Annotated in this window: 20 protein-coding genes; 12 read left to right on the top strand and 8 right to left on the bottom strand. The window is 64.9% G+C overall.

Features of this window, described 5'->3' with window-relative positions:
- Positions 1–59: 59 nt before the first annotated feature.
- Positions 60–467: a hypothetical protein gene (locus BLV04_RS21200; RefSeq protein WP_175534740.1), complete on the bottom strand. Its 408-nt coding sequence runs from the start codon at positions 465–467 to the stop codon at positions 60–62.
- Between the two features lie 348 nt (positions 468–815).
- Between BLV04_RS21200 and BLV04_RS21195 the strand changes: the two genes are divergently transcribed.
- The 5 genes from BLV04_RS21195 to BLV04_RS21175 all read left to right on the top strand — a co-directional run bounded on the left by BLV04_RS21195 (position 816) and on the right by BLV04_RS21175 (position 5,943).
- Positions 816–2,348 carry an ATP-binding protein gene (locus tag BLV04_RS21195; RefSeq protein ID WP_093037307.1) on the top strand — a complete coding sequence of 511 codons (1,533 nt, stop codon included), beginning with the start codon at positions 816–818 and terminating at the stop codon, positions 2,346–2,348.
- Positions 2,349–3,059, top strand: a complete 711-nt coding sequence (locus tag BLV04_RS21190; protein WP_093037304.1) for a response regulator — start codon at positions 2,349–2,351, stop codon at positions 3,057–3,059.
- Positions 3,060–3,231: 172 nt separating this feature from the next.
- Entirely contained in the window at positions 3,232–3,786 is a 555-nt protein-coding gene (locus BLV04_RS21185) for a hypothetical protein (RefSeq protein WP_093037301.1), read from the top strand.
- 224 nt (positions 3,787–4,010) lie between these two features.
- Positions 4,011–5,051 (top strand): NADP(H)-dependent aldo-keto reductase, encoded by a 1,041-nt coding sequence (locus BLV04_RS21180; protein WP_093037297.1) that lies wholly within the window; start codon positions 4,011–4,013, stop codon positions 5,049–5,051.
- Positions 5,052–5,130: 79 nt separating this feature from the next.
- Complete coding sequence (locus tag BLV04_RS21175) at positions 5,131–5,943, top strand: DUF429 domain-containing protein (protein ID WP_093037294.1); 813 nt, start codon at positions 5,131–5,133, stop codon at positions 5,941–5,943.
- A gap of 85 nt (positions 5,944–6,028) precedes the next feature.
- On the opposite strand, the gene BLV04_RS21170 is transcribed toward BLV04_RS21175, so the two are convergent.
- The gene (locus BLV04_RS21170) at positions 6,029–6,937 is read right to left on the bottom strand and encodes a PfkB family carbohydrate kinase (RefSeq protein WP_245731981.1); all 909 of its coding nucleotides are present in this window, start codon (positions 6,935–6,937) and stop codon (positions 6,029–6,031) included.
- Entirely contained in the window at positions 6,921–8,336 is a 1,416-nt protein-coding gene (locus tag BLV04_RS21165; RefSeq protein WP_093037287.1) for an SUMF1/EgtB/PvdO family nonheme iron enzyme, read from the bottom strand. The genes BLV04_RS21170 and BLV04_RS21165 overlap by 17 nt, the downstream gene beginning before the upstream one ends.
- Before the next feature lie 226 nt (positions 8,337–8,562).
- On the opposite strand from BLV04_RS21165, the gene BLV04_RS21160 reads away from it, so the two are divergent.
- On the top strand, positions 8,563–10,122 hold the full coding sequence (locus BLV04_RS21160) for a gamma-glutamyltransferase family protein (RefSeq protein WP_093037284.1): 1,560 nt from the start codon (positions 8,563–8,565) through the stop codon (positions 10,120–10,122).
- Between the two features lie 193 nt (positions 10,123–10,315).
- On the opposite strand, the gene BLV04_RS21155 is transcribed toward BLV04_RS21160, so the two are convergent.
- The 3 genes from BLV04_RS21155 to BLV04_RS21145 form a co-directional block, all read right to left on the bottom strand.
- On the bottom strand, positions 10,316–10,858 hold the full coding sequence (locus BLV04_RS21155; protein ID WP_093037281.1) for a retropepsin-like aspartic protease family protein: 543 nt from the start codon (positions 10,856–10,858) through the stop codon (positions 10,316–10,318).
- A 230-nt stretch (positions 10,859–11,088) separates the two neighbouring features.
- Positions 11,089–11,634 (bottom strand): retropepsin-like aspartic protease family protein, encoded by a 546-nt coding sequence (locus BLV04_RS21150; protein WP_245731980.1) that lies wholly within the window; start codon positions 11,632–11,634, stop codon positions 11,089–11,091.
- A 264-nt stretch (positions 11,635–11,898) separates the two neighbouring features.
- The gene (locus BLV04_RS21145; RefSeq protein ID WP_093037278.1) at positions 11,899–12,663 is read right to left on the bottom strand and encodes an MlaC/ttg2D family ABC transporter substrate-binding protein; all 765 of its coding nucleotides are present in this window, start codon (positions 12,661–12,663) and stop codon (positions 11,899–11,901) included.
- A gap of 182 nt (positions 12,664–12,845) precedes the next feature.
- On the opposite strand from BLV04_RS21145, the gene BLV04_RS21140 reads away from it, so the two are divergent.
- Positions 12,846–13,187 carry a hypothetical protein gene (locus BLV04_RS21140; RefSeq protein ID WP_093037274.1) on the top strand — a complete coding sequence of 114 codons (342 nt, stop codon included), beginning with the start codon at positions 12,846–12,848 and terminating at the stop codon, positions 13,185–13,187.
- A 73-nt stretch (positions 13,188–13,260) separates the two neighbouring features.
- On the top strand, positions 13,261–13,752 hold the full coding sequence (locus tag BLV04_RS21135) for a hotdog family protein (RefSeq protein WP_093037271.1): 492 nt from the start codon (positions 13,261–13,263) through the stop codon (positions 13,750–13,752).
- 167 nt (positions 13,753–13,919) lie between these two features.
- Here BLV04_RS21135 and BLV04_RS21130 read toward each other — a convergent pair whose 3' ends face one another.
- Both BLV04_RS21130 and BLV04_RS21125 read right to left on the bottom strand, forming a co-directional pair.
- Positions 13,920–16,730 (bottom strand): hypothetical protein, encoded by a 2,811-nt coding sequence (locus BLV04_RS21130; protein ID WP_093037267.1) that lies wholly within the window; start codon positions 16,728–16,730, stop codon positions 13,920–13,922.
- 372 nt (positions 16,731–17,102) lie between these two features.
- On the bottom strand, positions 17,103–17,342 hold the full coding sequence (locus tag BLV04_RS21125) for a hypothetical protein (RefSeq protein ID WP_139191999.1): 240 nt from the start codon (positions 17,340–17,342) through the stop codon (positions 17,103–17,105).
- A gap of 401 nt (positions 17,343–17,743) precedes the next feature.
- Between BLV04_RS21125 and BLV04_RS21120 the strand changes: the two genes are divergently transcribed.
- The 4 genes from BLV04_RS21120 to BLV04_RS25090 all read left to right on the top strand — a co-directional run bounded on the left by BLV04_RS21120 (position 17,744) and on the right by BLV04_RS25090 (position 24,270).
- Positions 17,744–18,493, top strand: a complete 750-nt coding sequence (locus BLV04_RS21120) for a Crp/Fnr family transcriptional regulator (RefSeq protein ID WP_175534739.1) — start codon at positions 17,744–17,746, stop codon at positions 18,491–18,493.
- A gap of 224 nt (positions 18,494–18,717) precedes the next feature.
- Entirely contained in the window at positions 18,718–22,110 is a 3,393-nt protein-coding gene (locus BLV04_RS21115; protein ID WP_093037256.1) for a choice-of-anchor O protein, read from the top strand.
- Between the two features lie 150 nt (positions 22,111–22,260).
- A complete protein-coding gene (locus BLV04_RS21110; protein ID WP_093037253.1) occupies positions 22,261–23,310 on the top strand; it encodes a PKD domain-containing protein in 1,050 nt (349 codons plus the stop codon).
- Between the two features lie 792 nt (positions 23,311–24,102).
- A complete protein-coding gene (locus tag BLV04_RS25090) occupies positions 24,103–24,270 on the top strand; it encodes a hypothetical protein (protein ID WP_175534738.1) in 168 nt (55 codons plus the stop codon).
- Positions 24,271–24,398: the final 128 nt, after the last annotated feature.

Genomic DNA, 24,398 nt, shown 5'->3' with positions numbered 1-24,398 from the left:
TGAAATTCCGCTTCTGCCCAGCCCATCGACGCCCCCGGAGATCGTCCAAAAGCGATATCTTAGCCTGTACACTTAAAGTTGTGTGTAATGGGATGGGAATAGATCACCTCGACCGCGTAGGTCGTTTGCGCAGAGGGTGACGCGCCTGTCGAGTGTTCCGGGATCAAGACCGTGCAGGATTCGCGAGCGCTGCATCCATGGAGCTGTCGGTTCCGTTGACCGTCGGGGTTGGCCGGGAGTGCACCGCTCTCGCTTGCAACCAGTAGGGCTTGAGCGACCTTCCGTGCGAGCTGCCCGTATCCGCTGAGCTCGGATGGATAAACGCCATTAAAGGAGCCATCCGCAAAGATGACGTCGTATGGGCTGCCTTGGATCTCGACACCCGTCACACCGCTGATGACACCATTGTCCACGGCAAAGGATTGCGCTTGGGCCATGACTGCAGCCCCGACGTAGAGAGCGATCATGCCGCTACGAAATCCGTGATCGAGAATGCGTTTTATCGTCATCGTGCGCTCCGGTAAAGGTCGATGAGTAACTGTCCTCGCTCTTTCGCGTGCAACATTGAAACGCTCGGACGTTCATCGCGCATTGCGAAATGTGGCGCATGAGCGTCGGGGTCGATCGATTCCTTTTTTGATGCACCGTCGCCTGTTATCGTCGCTCGTCGATCGAGAACGGATACCGCCCGACGGCGTTGAGTGCGCCGAACGTGCGTCGACCCTGCGCGGCGCACTCGGCCGAAACCGCGCCTGCTGCAACATCCCGTTAACGAGCCGCGTTTGCCGAGGCGTCCGCCCTGAGCTGCCGTCAAGATGTCGCTTTCCATTCACACCAAGGTCTTCCTCACGCTTCTGCTCGCCTGCGTCCTGGTGTTGTCGGGCACGCAGGCGTTCGTGCACTGGTCGCTTCAACGCGGACTGGTCGAGCTGGCCGAGGCGCGCGAGCAGGCGCGGGTCGAGGTCATCGGCGAGCGTCTCGCCGAGATCTATGCCCGGGAGGAGAGCTGGGCGCCGCTGCGTGCGTCGCCTCGGTTGTGGCTCGGGGCGCTGCTTGGGCGCGATTGGCCCGCCGAGGGACGTCGTGGACGACCGGGCGAGGGCTCGCGCTCTCCGCCGTGGGTGCGACGCTTTCTTGGACCGCATCATCAGGCGGAAAGTGGCGACGGCTTCGTCTGGCCACCGTCGCCGACATTGCGGGGGGATGGACGGGATCAGGGGGCGCCGATCGAGCTGCGCCTGATGCTGATCGACGCCCAGGGCGCGCTGATCTACGGTCGGCCGGAGCTGTTGCCCGACACCCGACGTTTTCCGTTGAATCTCGACGGCACGCCGATCGGCGAGCTTGCGGTCATCGCGGGTCCCCCGGTCGCGGAGCTCGCCGATCTGCATTTCGTCGAGCGCCAAGGCGGGCGACTCTGGCTGATCGTAGCGGCGATGCTGGCGCTTGCGGCGGCCTTGGCCTATCCGCTGTCCAGTCGTCTCATCCGGCCGGTGAAGGAGCTCCAGCGGACCGCTCGCCGACTGGCGGCCGGGGACTATGACGCCCGCGTGGCGATCGGCGGCGGCGACGAGATCGCCCGCTTGGGCCGGGACATCAACGCCCTTGCGGATGCGCTGGGGCGCAACGATCGGGCGCGGCGTCATTGGGTCGCGGATATCTCGCATGAGCTGCGCACGCCGATCGCGCTGTTGCGGGCGCATCTCGAAGCGATGCAGGATGGCGTGAGGCCGCTGGAGCGCGCGGAGGTCGATCGGCTGCACGGGGATGTGCTGCGGCTCTCGCGCCTGGTCGAGGACCTGAACGATCTCGCGACGACGGATCTCGGTGCACTCGCCTACCGCATGCAGGAGATCGACCTTGCCGAGATTCTCTGCGAGGATATCGATTCCTTCCGGACGCGCTTCGCTGCTGCGGGGCTCGACTTGGTTTTCGACAATCGGCTCGCCGGTCGGCGCGACCCAGCTCAGGCCGAGGCTGCTCCGCTGTACGCGGACGCCGGCCGTATTTCCCAACTCTTCGGCAACCTTCTTCAAAACAGTCTGAGCTACACGGATCCGGGCGGAGGGCTTACGGTGACCCTGGACGCAGATCCGGTCGGCAGCTATCGGATCACCTTCGAGGATACGGCGCCCGGCGTCCCGACGGAGGAACTGCCGCGGCTCTTCGACCGACTGTATCGGGTCGACGCCTCGCGCAGCCGCCATACGGGCGGCGCCGGACTGGGGCTTGCGATCGCGAGGAACGTCGTGCTGGCCCATGGCGGGACCATCGAGGCACGCCCTGCGGCAGCGGGCGGTTGTGCGATCCGGATCGAGCTGCCGGCAGACCGAGGGGGGAGGAATTAGATGGGCCAAATCGCACTGCCGTCGATCCTTATCGTCGAGGATGAGGAGCGCCTGGCCGACGTGGTCGGCGACTATCTGCGTGCGGCCGGCTTCCGGGTCCACCACCTTGCGACCGGCACGGGTGCAGTCGCGTGGATCGAGCGCGAAGGACCGGATCTGATCCTGCTCGACCTGATGCTGCCGGGTCAGGACGGCTTGAGCATCTGTCGCGAGGTGCGCAGCCGCACTCAGGTACCCATCATCATGACGACCGCACGGGTCGAGGAGATCGATCGCTTGCTGGGGCTTGAGCTGGGTGCGGACGACTACGTTTGTAAACCCTACAGCCCGCGGGAGTTGGTGGCACGCGTCAAGGCCGTCCTGAGACGAACTAGCCGCGCGCTCAAGCAGCGCCGGAGCGGTTTCCTGACACTCGAGCGGGAGCGCTTGCAGGTCTCGCACGACGGGAAGGTCATCACGCTGACCGCCGTGGAGCTCGCATTACTGGCCGCGCTCCATCAGGCCGCAGGCCGAATTCTCTCGCGCGACCACCTCATGGACCGGATCTATCCCGACGACCGGGTCGTGTCCGATCGCACCATCGACAGCCACATCAAGAAGCTTCGGCGCCGACTCACCGAGCTGGCTCCGGATGTCGAGCTGATCCACTCGGTCTACGGCGTCGGCTACCGCTACGAGGAGCCCGACACCCACGAGGCGCTCTCGCGGTGACCGGGCAGAGCCTCGACCGTTCGGCTCGGACTCGTCCGCTTCCACGAAATTTGCACGATCACTGCACAGCTCCTGCACCCTGGCCACCTAAACTGCAGCGCGTCGGGAATGGACTCGACATGGAGTCGGGACTCTCCCGAGACACGATCCAACACATCAAAGGTGATACATCATGAACACGAATAAGAGCTTTCGCACCGCAACCTTGGCGTTTGCCGTCTCGGCAGTCATGGCCACCTCGGCCTTGGCGGAACCAGGCGGCCCTGACCAGGACCCGAGCACGTTCACGCAGCAGCGCATCGACCGGATGACCCGAAGCCTGGACCTGACGCCCGAGCAGCAGACCGAGATCCGGACCATCCTGGAGGAGCAACGCGCACAGGCGCTGCAACAGCGTGAGGACACGCAGGCACGCATCGGCGCCGTTCTCACGCCCGAGCAGCAGGCACGTATCGAAGAGCAGCGGGGCTCGCGGATGGAAAGGCATCTCGACGGACTCGCCGACCGACTGAATCTGAGCGAGGATCAGGTCGCCCAAGTGCGCACCATCATGCAGACTAAGAACGACGACTCGGGCATGGCCAGAGACGAGATCCGAGAGCAGATCAAGGCCGTCCTGAACGAGGATCAGCTCAAACAGTTCGAGTCCCGCGAACCGAGATCCAAGCACGGAGGCTCGGGCGAACCCTGTGCGTCGGATAGGACGCGCGGCGGGCCGGCGTTCTGATGCGGCGAGCCCCGGCAGTGGGCGGGTTGAATGCGCTCCGGCCGGGGCACCTGCCGAGCGGGAAGAGCGCACGGTAATTCGCGTGCCGCGCCCGCGCCGTCTCCGTTAACTCATATCCGCTACGGTTGCTTCTTCGATAGAATCAGGGCGATTCTTCGCTTGATCATGTGCTTGGACGAGTCGATCTATCATCCCGGATCACCGACACGATTGAGGAGAACGCAATGGAGCTCAGACCGCTCGGGCGCTCGGACATCCGCGTCAGCGCACTTTGCCTCGGCACCATGACCTTCGGCGAGCAGAACAGCGAGGCCGAGGCACATGCCCAGCTCGACCGTGCGCTCGCCGCGGGTATCAACTTCATCGACACGGCCGAGATGTATCCGGTGCCGCCGCGCGCGGAGACTATCGGCCGGACCGAAGCCTATATCGGCACCTGGCTCGCGTCGCGCCGTTGTCGTGACCGGGTGGTTCTGGCGTCCAAGGTGGCCGGTCCTGGCGCATGGCTGCCGCATCTTCGCGGCGGCAAGTCGCGGCTGGACCGCGCCAACATCGTGACGGCATTGGACGGCAGCCTGAAGCGACTGCAGACCGACTGGATCGACCTCTACCAGCTCCATTGGCCGGACCGCGAGACCAATTACTTCGGCAAGCTCGGCTATTCACCGGTGGAGGACGCCCACAGCGTCCCTTTGCTGGAGACGCTCGAGGTCCTTGCCGATCAGGTCCGGGCCGGCAAGATCCGACAGATCGGCGTCTCCAATGAAACACCCTGGGGCCTGATGCGCTTCCTCGCGCTCGCGCAGGAGCATGGGCTACCGCGCATGGTCAGCATCCAGAACCCTTACAGTCTGCTGAACCGGACCTTCGAGGTCGGTCTCGCGGAGGTCGCTTTTCGGGAGAACTGCGGTCTCCTTGCCTATTCGCCGCTCGGCTTCGGCGTGCTCTCGGGGAAGTATCTGGACGGCGCCCGCCCGGCCGGCGCTCGCATCACACTCTTCGAGCGCTTCAACCGCTATTCCAATCCGCAGGCCGAGCGGGCCACGGCCGAGTATGTCGCACTCGCGCGCAGCCACGGACTCGACCCTGCGCAGATGGCACTCGCCTGGGTGACGAGCCGCCCATTCGTCACGTCCAACATCATCGGTGCGACGACGCCCGAGCAGCTGGAAGCCAACCTCGCCAGCGCAGACCTCTCGCTCCCGGATGAGGTGATCGCGCAGATCGAGGCGATCCATACGCGGCAGCCGAATCCGGCCCCTTGAACCCGGTAGGTGCGAATTTATTCGCACGTCGCGGCATGACGATGCGAATAAATTCGCACCTACACCGGATCTCGCGCGAATGAAGATCTACGGCATCGACTTCACCAGCCGACCGAGTCGCCGCAAGCCAATCACCTGTCTGGAATGCTGTTTGGAAGGCCCGCGACTGGAGGCCGGCGCGCTGACCGAATGGCGCGATTTCGCGGGTTTCGAGACCGCGTTGCAGCGATCCGGGCCCTGGATCGCCGGGATCGATTTTCCCTTCGGCCAATCGCGCACCTTTATCGAGAACATCGGCTGGCCCGAAACCTGGGCAGGCTACGTGGATCATGCGACCGGACTCGGTCGCGACGGATTCCGCGCCGCGCTGGATGGGTACAGGGCGTCCCGCGCTCCGGGCGACAAAGAGCACCGCCGTGCGACGGATCGCGCAACCGGTGCGATCAGCCCACAGAAGCTCTACGGCACGCCGGTCGGACTCATGTTCTTCGAGGGCGCACAACGGCTGCGCAAGGTCGACGTGAGGATTCCGGGACTCCAGGAAGGCGACCCGGAGCGGATCGTCGTCGAAACCTATCCCGGCGTCCTCGCCCGCCGGCTCATCGGCAAACAGAGTTACAAACAGGACACGCGGTCCAAGCAAACAACCGAGCGAGACGAGGCGAGATCGAGACTTCTCAAGCTGATCCTCGACGGCAAAACACAAGCCATCTACGGCCTGAAGGTCGAGGCGGATCCGAGCCTCGCCGAGGATCCGAGCGGCGACCGGCTCGACGCCTTGCTCTGCGCCATCCAGGCGGCTTGGGCCTGGACGCGGAGGGCGAAGGGGTTCGGGATGCCGGATGCGATGGACTGCCTGGAAGGAGCAATCGCGGACCCGATCGGTCGCTGACGCACCGATGCACGCACGTCGGAACAGGCCAGCACGCGACTCGACCGGCATATCGTGTCTGGTGTCTTCTTTATTCAACAGCCGTTCAGTCGGAGATCGGCGGCGATTCGCGCTCCATCACAATGCCCGGATGCCCGCATTTGAGACCCGCGAGCTTGACTGCCTGCACGACGGCTTCGCCGTCGGGCAGGCCCTTCAGCAGACCATGGATCACCCCGGCGTTGAAGACATCGCCCGCACCCAAGGTATCCACGACACGCGTAGGGACGTAGGCCGACACCCGCTGGACATGGCCGCCGCGCTTAAGGAATGCGGCACCCTGTGCGCCCCGAGCAACAACGCAAAGCCGTGCATCGCTGCGCATGAGGAGATCCTCCAGAAAATCACCCGGATCCTCGAATCCGCCGGCGCGCGCAAAGGCGCGACTCGCCAGCAACAGCTGCGGCCCATGCAGCAGCGCCTCGATCCCGGGGCGGTGTTTCTCGAGCTCCACGGAGATCGCCACATCCGGCGCCTCCTTTCGGACACGGCGGATCATCCGTGCCGTCTCCTGCGGGTTGCGCCCCTCGAAATGGACCCAGGCGAGCCCGTCGAGCGAGGCCCGACCGAAATCCTCCGCACTCAGCTCGGGCAGGTCCCGAAAATGGACGATGGTCCGGCTGCCGTTGGTGCGGCTGACCAGAATCGACGAGGTCGGAGTGGTCCCGCCGGACACGCGCACGGCATCCCCTGTCTCGATGCCGTGACCGGCAAGGTCGGCGAGAATCAAGTCCGCCGCCGGGTCGTCGCCCAGGGTGCCGACCCAACGGCAGACGTGTCCGAGTCGCGACAGGACGGCGAGGCTATTGGTGACATTGCCGCCGCGCACCCGACGCAGGGCGAGGGCGCGGACCTCGTCGTCCTCGGCGGGATAGACCTCGACCTCGTTGACGAGGTCGAGCACGGCGATGCCGACACCCAGCACGGACCCTGCGGGGTTAGATGTCTCGTGCAACGCGAAACCCCAGCATGTCCAGACGCGTCCCCGGAACAAAGCGTGCGCGAACATAGGTCCGCATCGAGGCGGACGGCCTGTTGAAGGCACCGCCACGGGCGACACGATAGGTGCATGGACCGTCCGTGCGGGCGCTCCCGTCGCTCGGTGCGCCGTCGTAGCCCGACTCATAACAATCCGCGACCCACTCCATCACATTGCCTGCCGTATCGTGGAGACCGAACGGGCTCGCCTCGAAGCTCCCCACGGGGGCCGTCGAGCGGTTGTCCCAGGCGCTGCCGCAATCCAAGCAAACCGCACGATTCGGCTCCAGCCCGAACCCCCACCAGTAGGATCCGCGCCCGCCGGCTCGCGCCGCGTACTCCCATTCGGCCTCGCTCGGCAGGCGGTAGCTGCGTCCGGTCTCGCGGGAGAGCCAGGTCGCGTAGGCGCGGGCATCCTCCCAGCTCACCCCGACCACCGGGCGGTTACCTCGGCCCCATCCGAAGTCCCTCGCAAGGCCACGACCGGTGGCGCGGGCGAAACGATCGTAGTCCTCGAAGGTCACTTCGTAGACGCCCATCAAGAAGGGCGCGATCTCGACCTCGCGCTCCGGCCCGAAGTCGCTCGCGACCGTCAGATTCCGGCCCATCCGGAAACGCCCGCCCGGGAGCCTTGCGAGCGTCGGACCCAAGCCGCCGTTGCGCAGCCGATCGCGCTGTGTCGGGACGGTGATGATCGAGGGCGCAACGGGCTCGGCCGTCGACTCGGACCCGGGCGGCAAGTCGCTCCCCCCGGTCCCGGTCTGCATCGCAGGGGACCGCGAGGAGGCGGTTTCCGGGGTCGCGGTGGCCGGCGGGCGATCGGCGCGCAGCCACACGAAAAGGATGAGCACGGTGAGTGCCGGGATCAGAAGAAGCGGCCAGAGGCGAACGCCGACCGCGTGACGCCCGATCCGATGCGGCTCGGCGAACGGCCCGCGCGGCGGCCCGGGCTCGAGCAGCACGGGCTCACTCGCCTGCGCCTGCAGATCAAGCAGGGCCTGTCTCAAACGGCTGACCTCCTCCTGCGCAGCCGTCAAAGAGAGATCGCGCCGCTCCACCTCTTTGCGCAGGCCGTCGAAGACCAGATGCTGATCCTCCAACACGTCCTCGAGACGGCGACACTCCTCGGTGATTGCGTCGAGGGCCTGCTCTTTCGCACCCAGTGTCCGCTGAAGGCTGTCGAGCTCCTGACGAAGTGCCAGCTGCTCCGCCGCCGAGGCCGCTCCGACCTCGACCGCGGCGCGCTCATGCAACTGGCGATTGATGCGCGCGACCTCCTGCTGGGCCTCGCGACGCACCTCCCCCAACGCCTGCCGCAACGACGCGGCCTCGGCGCGATCGCCGTCCGGGGGCTGTAGGTTCGTTTCGTCGACCATTCAGAAGGGCATCGGATGGGTTGAACCGGCTTGAGCGTCGGGCGACATCGTCGGATCATACTGCTCGCGAGCGCGCGTCCGAGGCGTAAGATTCGCATGATCGGCGGTCGGTTGCACCTTGCGTTGATCAAGTGCGAGAGCCGCGACCGCCCCGCTCCCGGATCACGCCATCGGCAGACGACAGGTCGGCAATGCACTCGACACCCTCATCCGGACACCGGCGCCCATGACCATCCTCGGTAGCGTGGCGGCCGGCCATCCCTTGACCGCCGAGGCAGCCGCCGAGACCCTGCGCGCCGGCGGCAATGCGTTCGATGCGGCGCTCGCGGCACTGTGCGCGGCCTGCATCGCCGAGCCGGTCCTGGCCTCGCTCGGCGGCGGCGGCTTTCTGCTCGCCCGACCCGCCGGCGCGGCGCCGGAGCTCTTCGACTTCTTCGCGCAGACCCCGCGCCGGCACCGCCCGGAGCAGGAGCTGGATTTCTATCCGATCCTCGCCGACTTCGGCGACGCCACCCAGGAATTCCACATCGGACAAGGATCGATCGCGACACCGGGGGCGATCGCCGGTCTCGTCGCGATCCATCGCGCACACTGTCGGCTTGCTCTCGAGGTCATCGTCGCGCCGGCCTGCCGTCTCGCCCGCGACGGGGTGATCGTGAACCGCGTCCAGCGTGATATCGCAGAGATCGTCGCGCCGATCCTGTACGCGAGCCCCGCGGCACTTGCACTCTATGCCGACCCGGAACAACCCGACCGGCTCGCCCCGGTCGGCGCACGGGTGCGCAACCCGCAGCTCGCCGAGACCCTGCAGAGGATCGCCCGCGAGGGTGCGGACCCCTTCTATCGGGGCGACTTGGGAGCGCGTTTAGTCCGCGATTGTGCCGAGCACGGAGGACATCTGAGCGCGGCGGATCTCGCCGAGTACCGGGTCGAGCGACGCGCCCCGCTCGTACACCCCTATCGCGGGGCGCATCTCTACACCAATCCGCCACCCTCGCAGGGCGGATTCCTGCTCGGCGTCACCCTGGGTCTACTCGACGCCGTCGAGCCGGCCCGTCTCGGACGCGGCAGTCCCGCGCATCTGCACGCGCTCGCCCTCGCCCTGGAGCTGACCCAACGCCTGCGTCGCGCGCAGCCGACCGGCCCCCCCGAGTCACTCTCGGCGCCACCGTCGGCATTGCCCCAGAGCATCCCGGAAGCCTATCGCAAGCTCATGGAGGACGCGGCGACCTTCAGCCGCGGGACCACGCAGATCAGCGTCGCCGATCGCGAGGGCAACCTCGCCAGCGTGACCCTCTCCAACGGCGAGGGTGCGGGCTATGTGCTTCCCGGCACCGGCATCATGCTGAACAACATGCTGGGCGAAGAGGACATCAACCCGCACGGCTTTCATCGCTGGCCGACCGATCGGCGGATCAGCTCCATGATGGCGCCGAGCCTACTGGAACTGGCGGAAGGGGGTTGGGTCGTCACCGGCTCGTCCGGGTCCAACCGGATCCGCAGCGCCATCCTGCAGGTAATCTCCAATCTGGTCGACTTCGGGCTCGATCTGGAGGCGGCCGTGGCCTCGCCCAGAATGCACTACGAGGACGGGGTCCTGAACCTCGAGCCGCCGATCGCGGAGGAGACGGTCGCCGCACTCGGCACGCACTGGCCGGGGCTCAAGGTCTGGAATCGGGGAAGCGTCTTCTTCGGCGGCGCCCACAGCGTGGCGGTCGCCCCGGACGGCAGCACGCACGGCGCGGGGGATCCGAGGCGCGGCGGGGTTGGGCTCCAGGTCCGTTAAACCTAAACCGCGCCCAGCGCGGTATGTGAGGTTTTTGGATGGGAACGGCCCCGGCAGACTCGACGATTATTGGAGCTGGCGCGGCTTAAGGCTTTAAAAAATATAAAATTTTAAACGGCGTCTCCACCAAGGGCGGTGAGGTCCCCAAGGCCAAATACGACATGAAAATCTCGCATGTCGCTCTGGACGCGGTTTAGTCGCTCGAATACGGCCGCAGGATCATCTCCCCGCCTCGCAGCACCAGCTCCATGCGTCTGAGGTAGGCCATGCCGAGCAAGACCTGATCGCCCTGCATGTTGGGGAGGATGGTCGCGTTGAGGTCATAGGCAACCAGCCCGCCGACATCCACAGTCTCCAGCCGCGCGACCCAGGTACGGACATCGCCGTTGCCGGTCTTGCTGAGCCCGCCGGGCTGGAGCGTCAAGCCGAGCGTCTGGGCGACCATGTAGGGCATGGCGACATCCACGGCCCCGGTATCGACCAAGAACTCGATGGGGGTCCCGTTGATCCGTCCGGTGGTCACGTATTGACTCACCTGATTCTCTTTGAGGACGACCTCGGGCACGTTGCCGGCGCCGAGATAGGCGACCGGGTTCGGATTCGGATTCTCCCGACGCGCCGCCAGATCGCGCGCGAGCAGGATCACCAGCAGACTCGCGAGCAGAAACACGGGGATCGGCATCTTGCGTCTGAGCCAAGCGACTGAGCTCTCTCGGATCCGGTGCAGTTTGATCATCGTTCGTCGGGGTGCGTCGATACCAAGTGAAGCGCCGTCGGCGTTGACTCCGAGCCCGATCGCAGGGCCGGATCGCCGCAGGCCATCCGCCCGGCATTGCGCTCGAGCGGTCGCGCCGATGCACGGGTTCGGTCGAGCTTAAACCGAAACCCTACGGATGACGAGGTTGTGTCGTCGAGAGCGGAAGTGGGATTCGGAGTCGGCACGCAAGGCCGGCACCAAAACGCGGATCAAGATGACCCGAGGTGAGGACGCAGCGTCAGCACGCCGCCGCGTTGAACCATCTCCAGATGTCTCAGATAACTCATGCCGAGCAGGACGTCGTCTCCAGGCATGTTCGGCAGGACGGTCGCGCGGACGTTGTGCGCAACCAATCCGCCGAGGTCGACCGTATCGAGTCGTGTCGTCCAGGTCCGCACCATACCGTTTGCGGTCTTGCTCATGCCGCCGGGCCTGAGCGGCAGAGACAGGCGCTCGGCCAAGGACAGCGGCAAGGCGACGTCGGTCGCGCCGGTGTCGATCAGAAAGCGCACCGGTTCGCCGTTGATCCGACCGCCGGCAACATAGTGCCCGGCACGGTTGCGTTCGAGTCGCACCTCGGGGATCCCGCTGCCGCCGTGCAGTGCAACCGGAGCCGGGTTGGGATTGTCGCGACCGGTGATCACGCCGTCGAAGAACATCGCCAGCAATGCCAATCCGACGATCCATGCCGCGAACAACATCACCCGCCCGACCTTCGAGGGCATGTCGTCGGCGCCCGGGGGCGCACTGTTCATCGGTCCATCCATCGTCGGCTCCCCATGGTCGGCCCCCGGTCGGGCGAAATGATCGCCGGTCGCGATCTCTCGCAAGGTCCAGTCTATGGCCTTTGGCTACGTCTCCATGAAGTGGTTCGATCGAGTCGGGGCCGGCAGTGCATGCCGACCCCGTAGGGGCGAATTTATCCGCACTCTTGAATCAAGGTGTGCGATCCAATCCGTGCGAATCAATTCGCGCACCTACCCCGAGCCGCCCCGGTCAAGGAGCAGCTCGGTCGAGGATCAACTCGTCGGCCCTGCCCCCTGTCCGGCCATGCGCTGAAACTGCACCCGATAATAGGCGGCTGCACTCTGACCGTTCGCCACGACATCGTAAACGCGCCAGCCGGTCGGCGATTTGTACATCCGGAACTCGAGCTTGGAGGGATAGCTCTGCGCGCGCAGCAGCGCCACGTTGACGCTGACGTCGCCGCGCGGACCCATGCGCGGCTGCAACATGCGGATCTGCTGCCCCTGATAGTCCATCAGCCGGGACGCTAGGGTCCCCAGGAAATCGGCCTCCAGACGCGCGGCCATCGCCTCCTTATCCTCGGCACTCATGCCTTCGGACGCCGGACCGGCTACCCACTTGGCCATGGCCTCGAAGTCGAAATAGGGCGCAATCTCGCGGTCGAGGAAGGCGGCGACCTGCAGCCGATTCGGCACCTCGTCCCGTGCGAGGAAGCCGAGGAGCTTGTCCATGCCCTCCTTGAGCGTCGCGCTGGCCTCGGCCGCTGGACCCTCGGGCATCCCGGCAGGCGCACCCGCACCCCGAGCCGGCGCCGTGGACTCAGCACGCGCAGGCGGCGCGGCCGGACGCGCAGGGCGCGCCGCGGCGGCGGGCATCTCGGGCATAGGCGGCATGACCGGGTAAGCGCCGCCGTAGGGCATCGGCATCTGGCCGTAGCCTTGAGGGATTGGCGGGGGAGCGTAGCCGTAGGGCTGGGCGGAAGCGCCGGCGGCGGCTCCTAGTAATACGAGGAGCGGCACCAAAGAACGAGACTTCATCGAATTCCTCCTAAACATTATGTTTTTCGTCGTCCGCCAAGCGCCCTGTTGTCGCCCGGCAGGCTCTGAGCGTGCCAACGGACTCGGGGAAAAGCAAGCCGGTCCGGGGTAAACTATCGAGCATCGGCAGGACTCGGAATCGCCCGAATCCTGCATATCACCAAGAGGGAGGCAAACACCTCATGTCCCTACCGCGCGTCTACTACCGAGTCGTCGGACAAGACGACTATGTGCTGGAGATCACCCTGGAGCCCACGGGAACTTATCGGGTCGACTGCGGCGACCACACCAGCCACAAGCCACGCCAGGGCGCGCTCGACGAACGTCAGACCCGCGAGATCGCCGGCCTGATCGACGCCTTGGGCGAGCCCCGAGAGCACCCGGCACCCGCAGGCGCGACCGGGTTCATCGCCGAGCTGACCCTCGGCTCCCCACCCGACGTGCGCGCCTATCGCGTCTGGGAAGGCGAGCTAGCGGAAGAGCCGGACGTGATGGCGCTGATCCGCGCGCTGGAAGTCATTTGAGCGGCGTCGCGATCGCCGCGAAGGCCGCGGAAGCCCGTTCCGGGCACTGCAGACCAGCAGGGAGATCCCATCCATGACGCCAACCCGCTGCTTGACCCCCGCGATGCTCGAGGTCGGCATGCGCCACGAGGCGCGCCTGAGCTTCAGCCGCGAGGAGGTCGATCGCTACTGTGCCCTGGTCGGGGATCACAACGCCATCCATCGCGACCTCGACGCGGCACGGGTGCGGTTCCCGGATGCCCGCGACATCATCGTCCCGGGCGGACTCGTGCAGACCCGCATCTCCGCCCTCTTCGGGACCGAGTTTCCAGGCGACGGGACCCTCGGCTTGACCTTCTCCCCCGAGCGCCTGCGCCGTCCGCTGTATCCGGGCGACGAGCTGGTCGTGACGCTGGAGGTCGCACGCCTGATCCGCGGCGGAATCGTCGAGATGCAGATCGGCATCGCCGATCCCGAGGGCAACCGCGTCAGCGAGGCAACCGCCAAGGTGGTGGCGCCGGACGCGACCTATCGGGCTTGGTGGGAAGCGAACATCGGCGCGGAGGCCAGTAGCGGCAGCGCATGACCGGCAGCCTCTGACTGCCGGTTTCTTTGCGCCTCCATACGACGGAGGTTGCGAGCGACCAATGACGCCGGCTCAAGGCCGGCGTCCTCGTCGGGGATCAGCTCCAGTCAATCCCGTTTAGCTGATGCCCCGCCGCTTTGTCGGGGGTTGTGGCTGCCTGCCCCCAATCACGGCCCCGTCGTCTCGAAGATCACCTCCTCCTTCGCATAACCCAGAATCGCGTAGTTGGGTTGCGCTACGGTCACGGGCTCCATCACAGGCATCCAACGCCCCCCGTTCCAGGTCAGGTCCTTGGCCTTCAAGCCGGTGCCCTTCAGGGACTTGCTGCCGTCGGCAGGCTGGAAGATCGTATAGCCCTTCAGTTTCTTGCCGTCGCGCGTGAGTTGCCCCGCCGGATTGAACCAGTTGAGCACCATCTGGTTGCTGCTTGAGCGGACATAGTTCCGGTTGCCCCCGACATCGATCTTCGCCTTGCCGGCGAGGACTTCCTCGTTGGAGGTCGTCACCCCCAGGTCGATCAGCCCCTTGACGTTGTAGTAGACCCACCGCCACACGGGCATATCGCCCTGCCCCATGGGCCCGAGATCGACCAGCTCCTTGCGGGTCACCGGCACCGGGTTGGCGAGCACGCCGCCGGCGCTGTGGCAATCACGACAGCCGTTGCGCCCCTTGCTGCCGCCCAGCGCATTGCGGCCGGGATCCGGCATGACGCCATGACCGCCCAAGGTGACGCCGTTGGAGAAGGCCGGATAGTTGCCGACGAGCTGACGGATCGTCTCGGGCGGAACGCCGGCCGCGCCGAGCTGCATCTCCAGGAAGAGCTTCATGAAACTCCCGTCGGGTAGCTTCATGGTGGCCACGTTGTCCACGTCGGCGAACGGCGGGTACCAGTCATAGGATGCCGGCAGCATCATGGGTTGGTTGAAGCCTTTGAACTCCATCAGACCGGTGTTGACCGCCCCCAGCATGTCGAACAGGACGTCGGTATTTGCGTCGATGACACCATTGCTATCCGCGTCTTCTAGCGCGCCGGCCAGTTTGCTGCTGATGAGATAATGCTCGTAGCCGTAGGCCGTCTTGCTGAAGTTCATCAGGTTGGGGAAGGCCTGCATCATCGCCATGGCCTGTCGGCTGGGCTGCCCTAGGGCCATCAGGTCAGTCAGAACGACCTTGCGTGTCTCCTCCGGAGTCAGCCCTTCGACGATCACGTTGCCTGCTGCGTCTCTCACCGTTCCCAAAAGCCCGAGACCGGTGAAGACCTCGGCGTTGCCGTAGAGCCCGTCCGAACCGCACTTGAAAGGCGCAACGCCCGGTAGCTGCAGGTCGTCGCAATCCGCTGCGCCGGCGTAGAAGCGATACATCGAATGCGCGTTGTATGGGAAACCCGCCTGGTTCGTCAGCATCTCACCGTCGAAGAAGCGCCCGTCCATGACCATCCCGTTCGCCATCGGCTTGAAGGGGGTGATCATGGCGTTGGGTGCATCCCGTACCGAGAGCGATTGAGCGAGGAAGGAGGTCATCCCGTCGAACCACATCAGCACCGAGGGGATGCGATAGGCCGCATAGTCGGCATCCACGTCAGCGCGGTCATTCGACACCATGTGGTCGCGGGTGATCAGCTTGGTATCGAGGCCGGCGGCATTGCGCCCGAAGGAGAGATGGCTGCCGTGGCCGTACAGCGAATAGGAGATGCCGCCGCTGTATGGAATGTGGCAGGTCTCGCACGCGATCTTCGCCAGGTGGCGCTCGCTGTGCACCTGATTCGTACCCTGTTTCGACAGATCGGACAGGCGATGACACTGGATGCAGGTCAGATGGGTCTCATCGTCCGGATCGGGTGCGACCCCGGGAGGCGGCGGCGGATAATCGGCCGCTGCCAGGTCGCCGCCGACGAGATGCCCGCGCACGAACTTGTGGTTGTTGTCGAGCACAAGATGACACACGGTGCAGCGGTTTTGGGCAGCGGCGAAGGGACCTTTGGTGGCTGCGGCGTGGACGTCGTAGCCATCGAGGAACAAGGTCGCACGTTTGTAGCCGGTGCGTGCATGCTCATGACAGCGCAGGCAGGTGTGCTCCTCGGTCCGTCCGACGGAAAGAACGGCCTCGACCGAGCGGTCCTGGGCCACCGTCGACCAAGGCCGATAGATCGGCTTGCCGTCGGCGTCGATCCCGGCCGGAACCATAAGCGGCGAGTCCGGCCCGTCCTTGCCGTCGGTGTCGATCAGCTTGTCCGGTTCCCCGTCGTGATCGAAGTCGGTATTGTCGCGGGCGAGCTTGGCATAGCCCTCGGGCGAGGGTGAAGCTGTCCCGGGCTCGGCATAGTTGGCGATCTGCAGCGTAGCGAGCTGCTCCGCGCTCAGATCGTCGCGCACGGCCAGATACTTTTCGGCGTGACAGATCAGACAGTCCAGACCGCCGTCGATGATCGCCTCCGCCTGGCCGGCCGGATCGGGCCACCCCATCTGCGTGAATTGGCTCGTGAAGGCGTTCTGCATAAGCGGCAGGAAGCGGCCCACATGGCACTTCGAGCACTCGCCCAGATTGATGTCGCTGTTGAAGTTGATCAGCGCCGAGGTGCCCGGCAGTCCGCAGGCGCGGTCGAGCATGCCGTGGGCACCGCCGCCGGGGAAGAGGATGCGTGGATTCGGGCCCTGGTTGCTGTAATGCACGGAATCCTTCAACGAGTCGATCGCATCCTCGTGACACTTCGCACAGATGGCCGTGGCCAGGCTGCGCTCCGCCTCGATGGCATCGACCGTGCCCTTGCCTTGCAGGATATATTGATTGGTTTTGGTGTTGAAGCTGATGTAACCGCCATGGCCGACGAGGACCGCGGGGTCACCCGGACCCGCTGCGCTGACCGATCCCGTCTCGAGCCCCAAGGCCGCCGCCCAAGCCGTACCGACCGTGAAGGCCAGCATCGCCGGCATCAGCAAGGCCAAGGCTTCGCCCGACAACGACTGCCGTTTCGCTGACATCGCTCGTTCCTCCCGCATTCGCCGTGAATCCAAGCGCTCCAAAGAGCGCCTCGCAGTAGCCTGCTCCCGCGCTGGGCGAATGGGGATGCTGCCCCGGTCCCGGCGAGCGGTACGCATTTTGAGTTTTGCCGGATTGCGTAGAAAAGCACGCGGCAAGCGACCGAAAAATTGCGAATGGTTAAAAATCGGCCGGGTAACGAGGAAACGGACGTCCGGCGGGGAAGGATGCGGAAAAGCGCAGGGGTCTATCGAGGGCGGTCGACTCGGAAGGCGAAAAGGGGCTAGGGATGCGGCAGGGTCTTGTCGAGCCGAGTAAACCGATCTGACCCGTCGGGGTTTGACGGGTCTGTTCAGGCCGGCATTCTTGGTTCGCTAATTGTCGTAATTGCACTCGACGACGATGACGGCACCCTCTTCGTCCGGCAAGAAATCTACAGCTCCCGGCGTCGTGTTCTCGGGGCATTTCACGACCAGGGCACGTTGGGTGTCGTCCGTATTCGAGTCGCCCAGCCAGTTATCCTCCGGCGCACCCTTTCGATTGTTGTCTCCTCCGGCGATGGAAGCCGTCGCGAAAACAAAAAGCATAATAGAAATCAGCAGCTTTACTCTCATTTTAATCCACTCTGTTGTTGCATTTCGCATGAGGAACAATAGGTCTTACCGCAGTTTCCTGCAGTGACTTTCATCACAATCTGCAGTTGCCTTCCTCATTAGAAGGTCGCGAATCGGCATCACCTAATCCCGACTTCTTCACCCCCGTAATCCATAAATCGGGGCAGCAGCCGAAGTCTATATTTCCCGCTACGCCGCGCCTGCGGCGCCGAGATTTTGAACGAAACGTACAAACCGAAAAGGTCATACCGAATTCTACGTACCGTCCGAGAAATTGCAGATCGTCAATTTTCGGATTCGTGCCTTGTGCAATTGATCACATTTCTCGTCTAGTTTTTATAGCACGGGCGGCCGAGCCGAAGCCCAGAGGCACGGCGTCCATTGCACCGAGGGTGATGATCATGTCCGACCAGACAATGGATCTCCATAAGACCGGCGAGCCCCTGAACGGCGTCGCGAGCCCGGACTGCGGTGACCTGCGTTGGGACATCCTGGCGGACTGCCGCCACTGTGCGGTGCGTCGCCAAGCGCTCTTCTCGGCCCTGCGCGGCCCCGACTTCGAGCACATCTTCCTCCCGATTCGCAGCGCTGTTTGTCCCAAAAACACCATTCTCTACGAGCAGGACCAGCCCGCCGACGCGGTGTACAGCATCCGCCGCGGGATGCTCAAGCTGATCAAGCACAGCTCCACCGAAGGAGACCGCATCGTGCGACTGCTCGGTTGCGGCACGGCGACCGGGCTCGAGGCCGTGACCCATGGGCTCTATTGGCACACCGCCGTCGCACTGCGCGAGCTTGAGGTTTGCCGGATCCCGCTGGGCGTCTTCGATGAGCTGCAGGCGCGCAACATCCAACTCTCGGACCGGATGGTCGGGCAGTGGGAGCACCAGGTCATCGAGGCCGATCGCTGGCTCGCCGAGCTCGGCGCCGGAGCATTGCACGAGCGTGTCAGACGCTTGGTGCGCGTACTCGCCGAGATGGATGCGGCCGAGGGCAATCGGCTCGAGCTGCCGCCGATGGCCGATCTCGCCAACATCCTGGGTGCCTCCCGCGAATCGGTCAGCCGCGCCCTCGCCGAACTCAAGCGCGGCAAAGCGCTGCGCCGAGTGGCCCCGCGCACCTACGAGTGCGATCTGGACGCGATGTCATGAAAACCACCCTCCAAACGCCCCGGCACGCCGATGACTGCCGGAACACCTTATCCGCCCGAGGCCCACGCCTGCGGACGACCACGATTCGCCGCGCCTCCGGAGCACCACGCTGCCCGGGAGGCCGGCAAGGAAAGGGAAGCTCCGGCAATGAGAACGAGCAGGCCAAGCCGGGCCTATTCCGTTCCGGTACACCCTGGATGTCACAGACGGTCAGGAGAAATCCAATGAGAGCGAAACTACTGCCCTTGAGCGTCGCGATGACGCTCATCGCCGGATCAGCCGGCACGGCGCTTGGCGACGACGGCGGAAACGGCGACGGCGGCCCCGTCAGCAAGCGTATGTCCAACATCAGCCAGCCGACGGTCGAGGGTTACATCGACGAGGCCGAGCACGCCTTCATCGCCCAGATGAAGTTCTATGTGACCGCCCAGAAGTCCGACGGGTCCGAGGCCCTAGGCGATTACTTCAACGCCGACGATGCCCCTGTCACAACACGCACCCTCGCCAAGCCCCTGGTCGGCGTCTACATGTACGGCCCGTTCGAGGAGGTCGAGGGCGTCGGCTTCGTCGGCCACGGCAAACGCGATGCCTACGCCGCGGTGAGCCTGGACGACGGCGTGACCTGGAAGGAGACCAATCTTTCCGAGTCGGCCACCGAGACGTCCTGCGATAGCGCCAACTGCAACATCACCCGGACGGACGTGCCGCTGATCGCGGAGACCGCCTATCCCGGCGATGTGCTCAACATGTTCCACACCATCGCCGGCAACAAGGTCCTGGTCGCCTGGCCGAGCCGCTATTGCGCGAGCGGACAACCGAGCTACTCCCTGGACAACCCGGAGGCCACACCTGAACAGATCACCCGCCGCGCGGGCATTGCCAGCTACCTAGGTATCGACCTGGCCACGGCCTCGCCGGACGACCTGTACCTCATCGACATGTTCGGCGTCGGCGGCTCCCAGGGCTCGGTCAACTATGCCGAGGAGGACGACTACGAGCCCAATCAGGCGGTCGGCGAGGTGCCCTACGCCTGCCTCTGGACCGCCCGGGGCGTGCTGAACCAGGGCGACGACCCGCGCACAACGGAGCAGACCGAGTCGAGCTACATGCGCTGGTTCAAGGCCGAGCGCCTGACCTCCGGCGTGCGCGACGTCAACCGCATAGAGACCGTATGCGTCGACGGTGCAGGCTGCGCCATCACCTGGCAGGAGGATCCCGAAGGACTGCGCGGCGGTCAGGGTGAAGGTCCCGGCGAGGGCTGGAGCGGCGCGGTCGCCAACAGTCAGACCGACGTCTGGTACTCCTACATCGACGCCAAGCACTTCGACGCGGTGCAAAATCCGTCCGACGAGACCGGCGCCACGCCCATGACGTTCGCGGAGTACGAGGCTGCGGCGATCGGCGACATCACCCAGAAGCCCAAGCCCTTCGTGCCCTTCGCCATGCCCATGCGGCTGACCGATAACGCCAAGTGCAATGTGACGAATCCGAAGCCGTACTGCTACGGCTCTGCGCTCGTGGGCACCATCACGGACCCGACCAAAGTACCGGTCTTCCCAGACGTGAACGCAGAGGCCCCGATGGACTACGGGCTGAAGGACCTGTGCGCGACCATCGTCACGGTCACGACCGGTCAGGCCAATCCTCAGGAAACCGACCTCTGCGTCACCCAGGACAACCTGCCGCTGGTGGGCAACACCGCCGCTACCCGCCCGCGTCTGGCGGTCTACGGCTACGACTCCACCGGCAAGGTCAAGGATGCGGTCATCGACAGCGCCTTCGTCGCGGTAGTGCTCGAGGAGGACAAGGGCCTCGGCGCCTTCACCTTCGACGACACCGGCAACGCCTGTGTGCAGGACGGCAACAGCGACCCCGACTGCTTCACCTTCGACGACGGCAAGAACATCAAGTACATCACCTTCAGCATGAAGATCGGCGACAAGGTCGGCGGCAAGACCCAGGATACCCTGCTGACCAACCTGACCTTCCCGGGCCATCAGCTCAACCAGCCGGAGGTTGACTGGATGACCGGGGCATTCTACCCGGCACGCAGTACCGTCGATTTCTGGGACTTCGGCGACTACAACTTCAACATCTACAACACCGAGATCGCCCGCCGCGGCAGTTGGCTGGGGCAGGACATCTACAAGGTGCACAAAGACACGTCGAAGGCCGGTTACGGCCTGCTGGCCCTGCCGAGCTGGAAACAGGGTCAGATGAACCAGGGCGGCCCGGCCGACGTCATGGCCCGGCGTATCGTGATACCCAACAAAGGCAAGTGGACCCTGACGACGTACGGCAACCCTTACGCCTTCCGTAACATGGAGTGCAAGACCTGGGGCGAGACCGCCAACCCTTATTATCCCGGCGGTCTCTGCCTGGATTCGGCCATCAACCTGTCGGCCATGGTCCCGGACACCTGTCAGGATTCGGGAACCGGCGAATCAGTTCTCTGCCCGCAGGTCAACCTGAGCGGTGGGACGACGTTCGGTATCGGCGACACCAACCCGATCCTGCAGGGCAGCAACGTCACGCCCAACAAGACGAAGGTCCTGTCCTGGCACCAGTGTCCGGCCAGTTTTACCACGGTGACCGCGACTGAAGGTACGACGCTGTACACCTGCGACAACGACCTGAGGACCGACACGAGCTCGAAGGCCGGCACCACGGGTACCCTGCGCGACCAATCCTGGTACAACCCGCTCGACGTGGCGAAGGGTCACCGCGGCTTCCTGGACGGCGACATGGTCATGATGCTCTACGCTTGGTCGCCCAACTGGCGCCTCAACGCGGTAGGCAACGACCGCTACGAGCTCTACATCCGGCGCTCCTTCACCGGCGGCACGACCTGGACGACCCTGCCCAGCAAGTACACCTACTGGGATCCGAACGACAAGACCAAGTACGGCGGCGACGGCACTGTGGCCTGCGAGACCTTCCGCAGCAGCCAGACCCAGGCCTCCGGCGACCTGGTCGAGCCCAGGGTGTGCAACAGCTACGCCGCAGGCGCCGCCGAGCAGGCTCGCAACGTGACGCAGCACCAGGCCATGCGGATCACGACGCTGGACCCGCGCTTCGCCATCACCGGCTCGCCTCAGGGCGTCCCGAACACGCTGGATCTGTTCGGCAATGGGGTGAATCCCTACGGCGAGGACGTGCGCAATCCGTCGCGCTTCTTCGTGGTGTACGAAACGGGTGACAACACCACCGCCGCCGAGGGCGAGCCGGAGCCGCTCGATCTCTTCTACAGCCGGGCAGTCAACTTCGGTGACGACTACCAGGTCTGGGCCGAAGAGACCGACCTCAGCGTCTGCTACCCGTCCGACCCGCACGAGGACGACAAGGTGCCCGCGGAGCTGATCAATTCCGGGTTCTGCAACGAGTTCGACCAGATGGAGCAGGGCAAACCCGGTCTGGAGGCCAGCGAGTCCAGCCTGACGGCCAACCCCGGCGGCCAGTTCCTGTACGGTGCCTGGACGCAGCTGCTCGTTGAAGACGGCGTGGCGACAGAGTCCGACGCCATGGCCCGCCGCATCTGGTGGCTTGACGACTACATCCCGGTGGACGCCTGGGTCTTCGGCCAGGGCTCGGGAGACGGCACGCCGGCCAATCCGTAACCCCGCATCCCGCCTGCCCGGAAACCCCGGGCAGGAGGCCCCAACCCTCAACCGATCGCAGCCGCCGCCCCGCGCAGAACCTCGGACAAACCGACAGGACCCTGCCGGAGCGGAAATCCATCAAACAGCGATTCTTGGAGGAACCGAACCATGTCGTACACGCCTTCATCTCTACCGCGGACCCTGGCGTCCGCCCTGCTGACCGCCGCAGTGCTGGCGGCCTTCTCGCCCGTCCAAGCCAAGAATAGTTATCTCAAGACTTGGCAGGACTTTTATGCCGGCTCGACCACGGACAACGCCAGCTGCGCCATCTGCCACGGTACCGGGAACACCAACCTCAACGCCTATGGAAAAGACCTGTGCGTGGCGTTCGGTGGCAGTGTGCCGGCGAACATCGTCCCCGCCTTGGATGCCATCGAGGAGTCGGATTCAGATGGGGACCCGACCGCGTCCACCAATTTGGCGGAGATCGACGCCAACGCCCAGCCGGGCTGGACCGAGGGGGCCGTCAACCAGATCTATGCCGCCGACGTGAAGAACTGTTCGTTAGCCATAGGCGACCCGATCAGCGTCCCCGCCAGCGTGCCGCTGCCTTACGATCCGCCGATTGACGGCATGCCGGTGGCCGACCCCAATGGACCCTATGCAGGCAACGTGAACGTGCCGATCACCTTCGACGGCAGCGGGTCGTACGACAGTGACGAAACCAACGTGATCGTGAGCTATCTGTGGGACTTCGGCGATGGGACCGAGGTTTACACCGAGGCATCGACTGTTGAGCACACCTACACGCTGCCGGACACCTACATCGTAAGGCTGACGGTGACGGACGACGAGAGCGACACCAACACCAACCCGACCATCGCCACCATCTCCGGCAACGCGGTGCTCGATCTCGACATCGCAGCCTTCAAGGTGACCAAGTCGGCCAGTGTGGGCAAGCCCATCTCGATCTCGCTCTCGGTGGAGAACCCGGGCACCGTCCTCGGCCAGGCCTTGGCAACAGTGGTGGGCACCCAAAACGGGTTTGATGTCTACAAGTGGAGCCTGAACGTCTACGACTACAACGGCAGGGGCACGACCAGCTTCACCTTCCCGACCTATAAGGCGACGGCCTCGGGGACCATCAACTGGGCCGCGACCATCGCCGACGTCGCCCCGGATCCCGATCTGGCGACCGCCGTTACGACAGTCAAGTGAAGTCCTTCGATGGGCCGGGCGAGCCTCGCCCATCGAGATACCGCCTCGTAAAGACGAGACGGGTTGGGACTATGTCCTTCCCCGTCTCTCGTGTCGCGCAGACTTGGCGAAGCACCCGATCGTGTCGGCGCTTCCAACCCAGCCCTCCACTTCCCGAATCCTCGGCGAAGGAGGCCGCGCGTTCAAGATGTGAAGATGTCAAATGAGGAGATTGCGATGAACAGAATCCGAGTGGCGATGCTCTTGACTGCCCTGGCCGCTGCTCCCGTCCTTGCCGCTGGGCCAGGCTATGGCCCCAGGCCGGGTTTTCCGGGCTATGGGCCCGGGTTCGGACTCGGCTATCCGGGCGCTGGATGGAGCGGGCCGGGCTATGGTCCGGGCCCGGGGTACGGGCCGGGGCCAGGTTATGGGGCGGGCCGGACCTACGGTGCCCGCGGTCCCGGTTTCGGACGAGGTGCACCGGGTGAAGGCTGGGGACGTCCGGACGATAATGGGGGTGCCGGACCGGGCTACGGTGACCGGGGCCAGCGACAGGGCTTCGGCCGCAGCCCCACCGGTCGTGGCGGTGGCCCCCGTCAGGGACCCATGAACCCGAACATCACGCGTTGAGAGGGTCTGTTGCCGTCGGCTGCTGATCAAGGGCTTGAGCATCCTTTCGGCCATCGAATTTCCCAACCGATCATGAATACGCTGCGGTGGCCTTGTACCTTGCGATCCGCCAACCAGGCCGAATCGCATCGATAGTGGCGTGGCGCAAGATGCGTCAGTTTGCCTGCCCGCTTGAGATCCGCCATGTGTCGGCTGACGGCCTCGGGCGAGGCGCCGATCAGGGCCGCGATCACGGAGACCGTCGGCAGCTGGATCGATTCGAGGGAGTCGCCGCTGATGTCGGCGACGAGCCTCACCAGCCCGGCCAAGCGTCGGGTGACCGATCCCGTGCAGAGCATCGTGATCTGGTGATCCGCACTCGATGATCTGGAGACTCGGGGCTTTCTCGGTCCCCTGATCAGCTGCCCTCGTTCTTCGCAATCGGTCATTCACCGACCACGTCAGTCGAATCAACCCTGCGGGATCAGGCGGAGCGAAAA

The organism is Thiocapsa roseopersicina (assembly GCF_900106925.1).
GTDB lineage: Bacteria > Pseudomonadota > Gammaproteobacteria > Chromatiales > Chromatiaceae > Thiocapsa > Thiocapsa roseopersicina.
The sequence above is the reverse complement of the archived record's forward strand: the minus strand, read 5'-3'. Positions and strand labels throughout refer to the sequence as shown.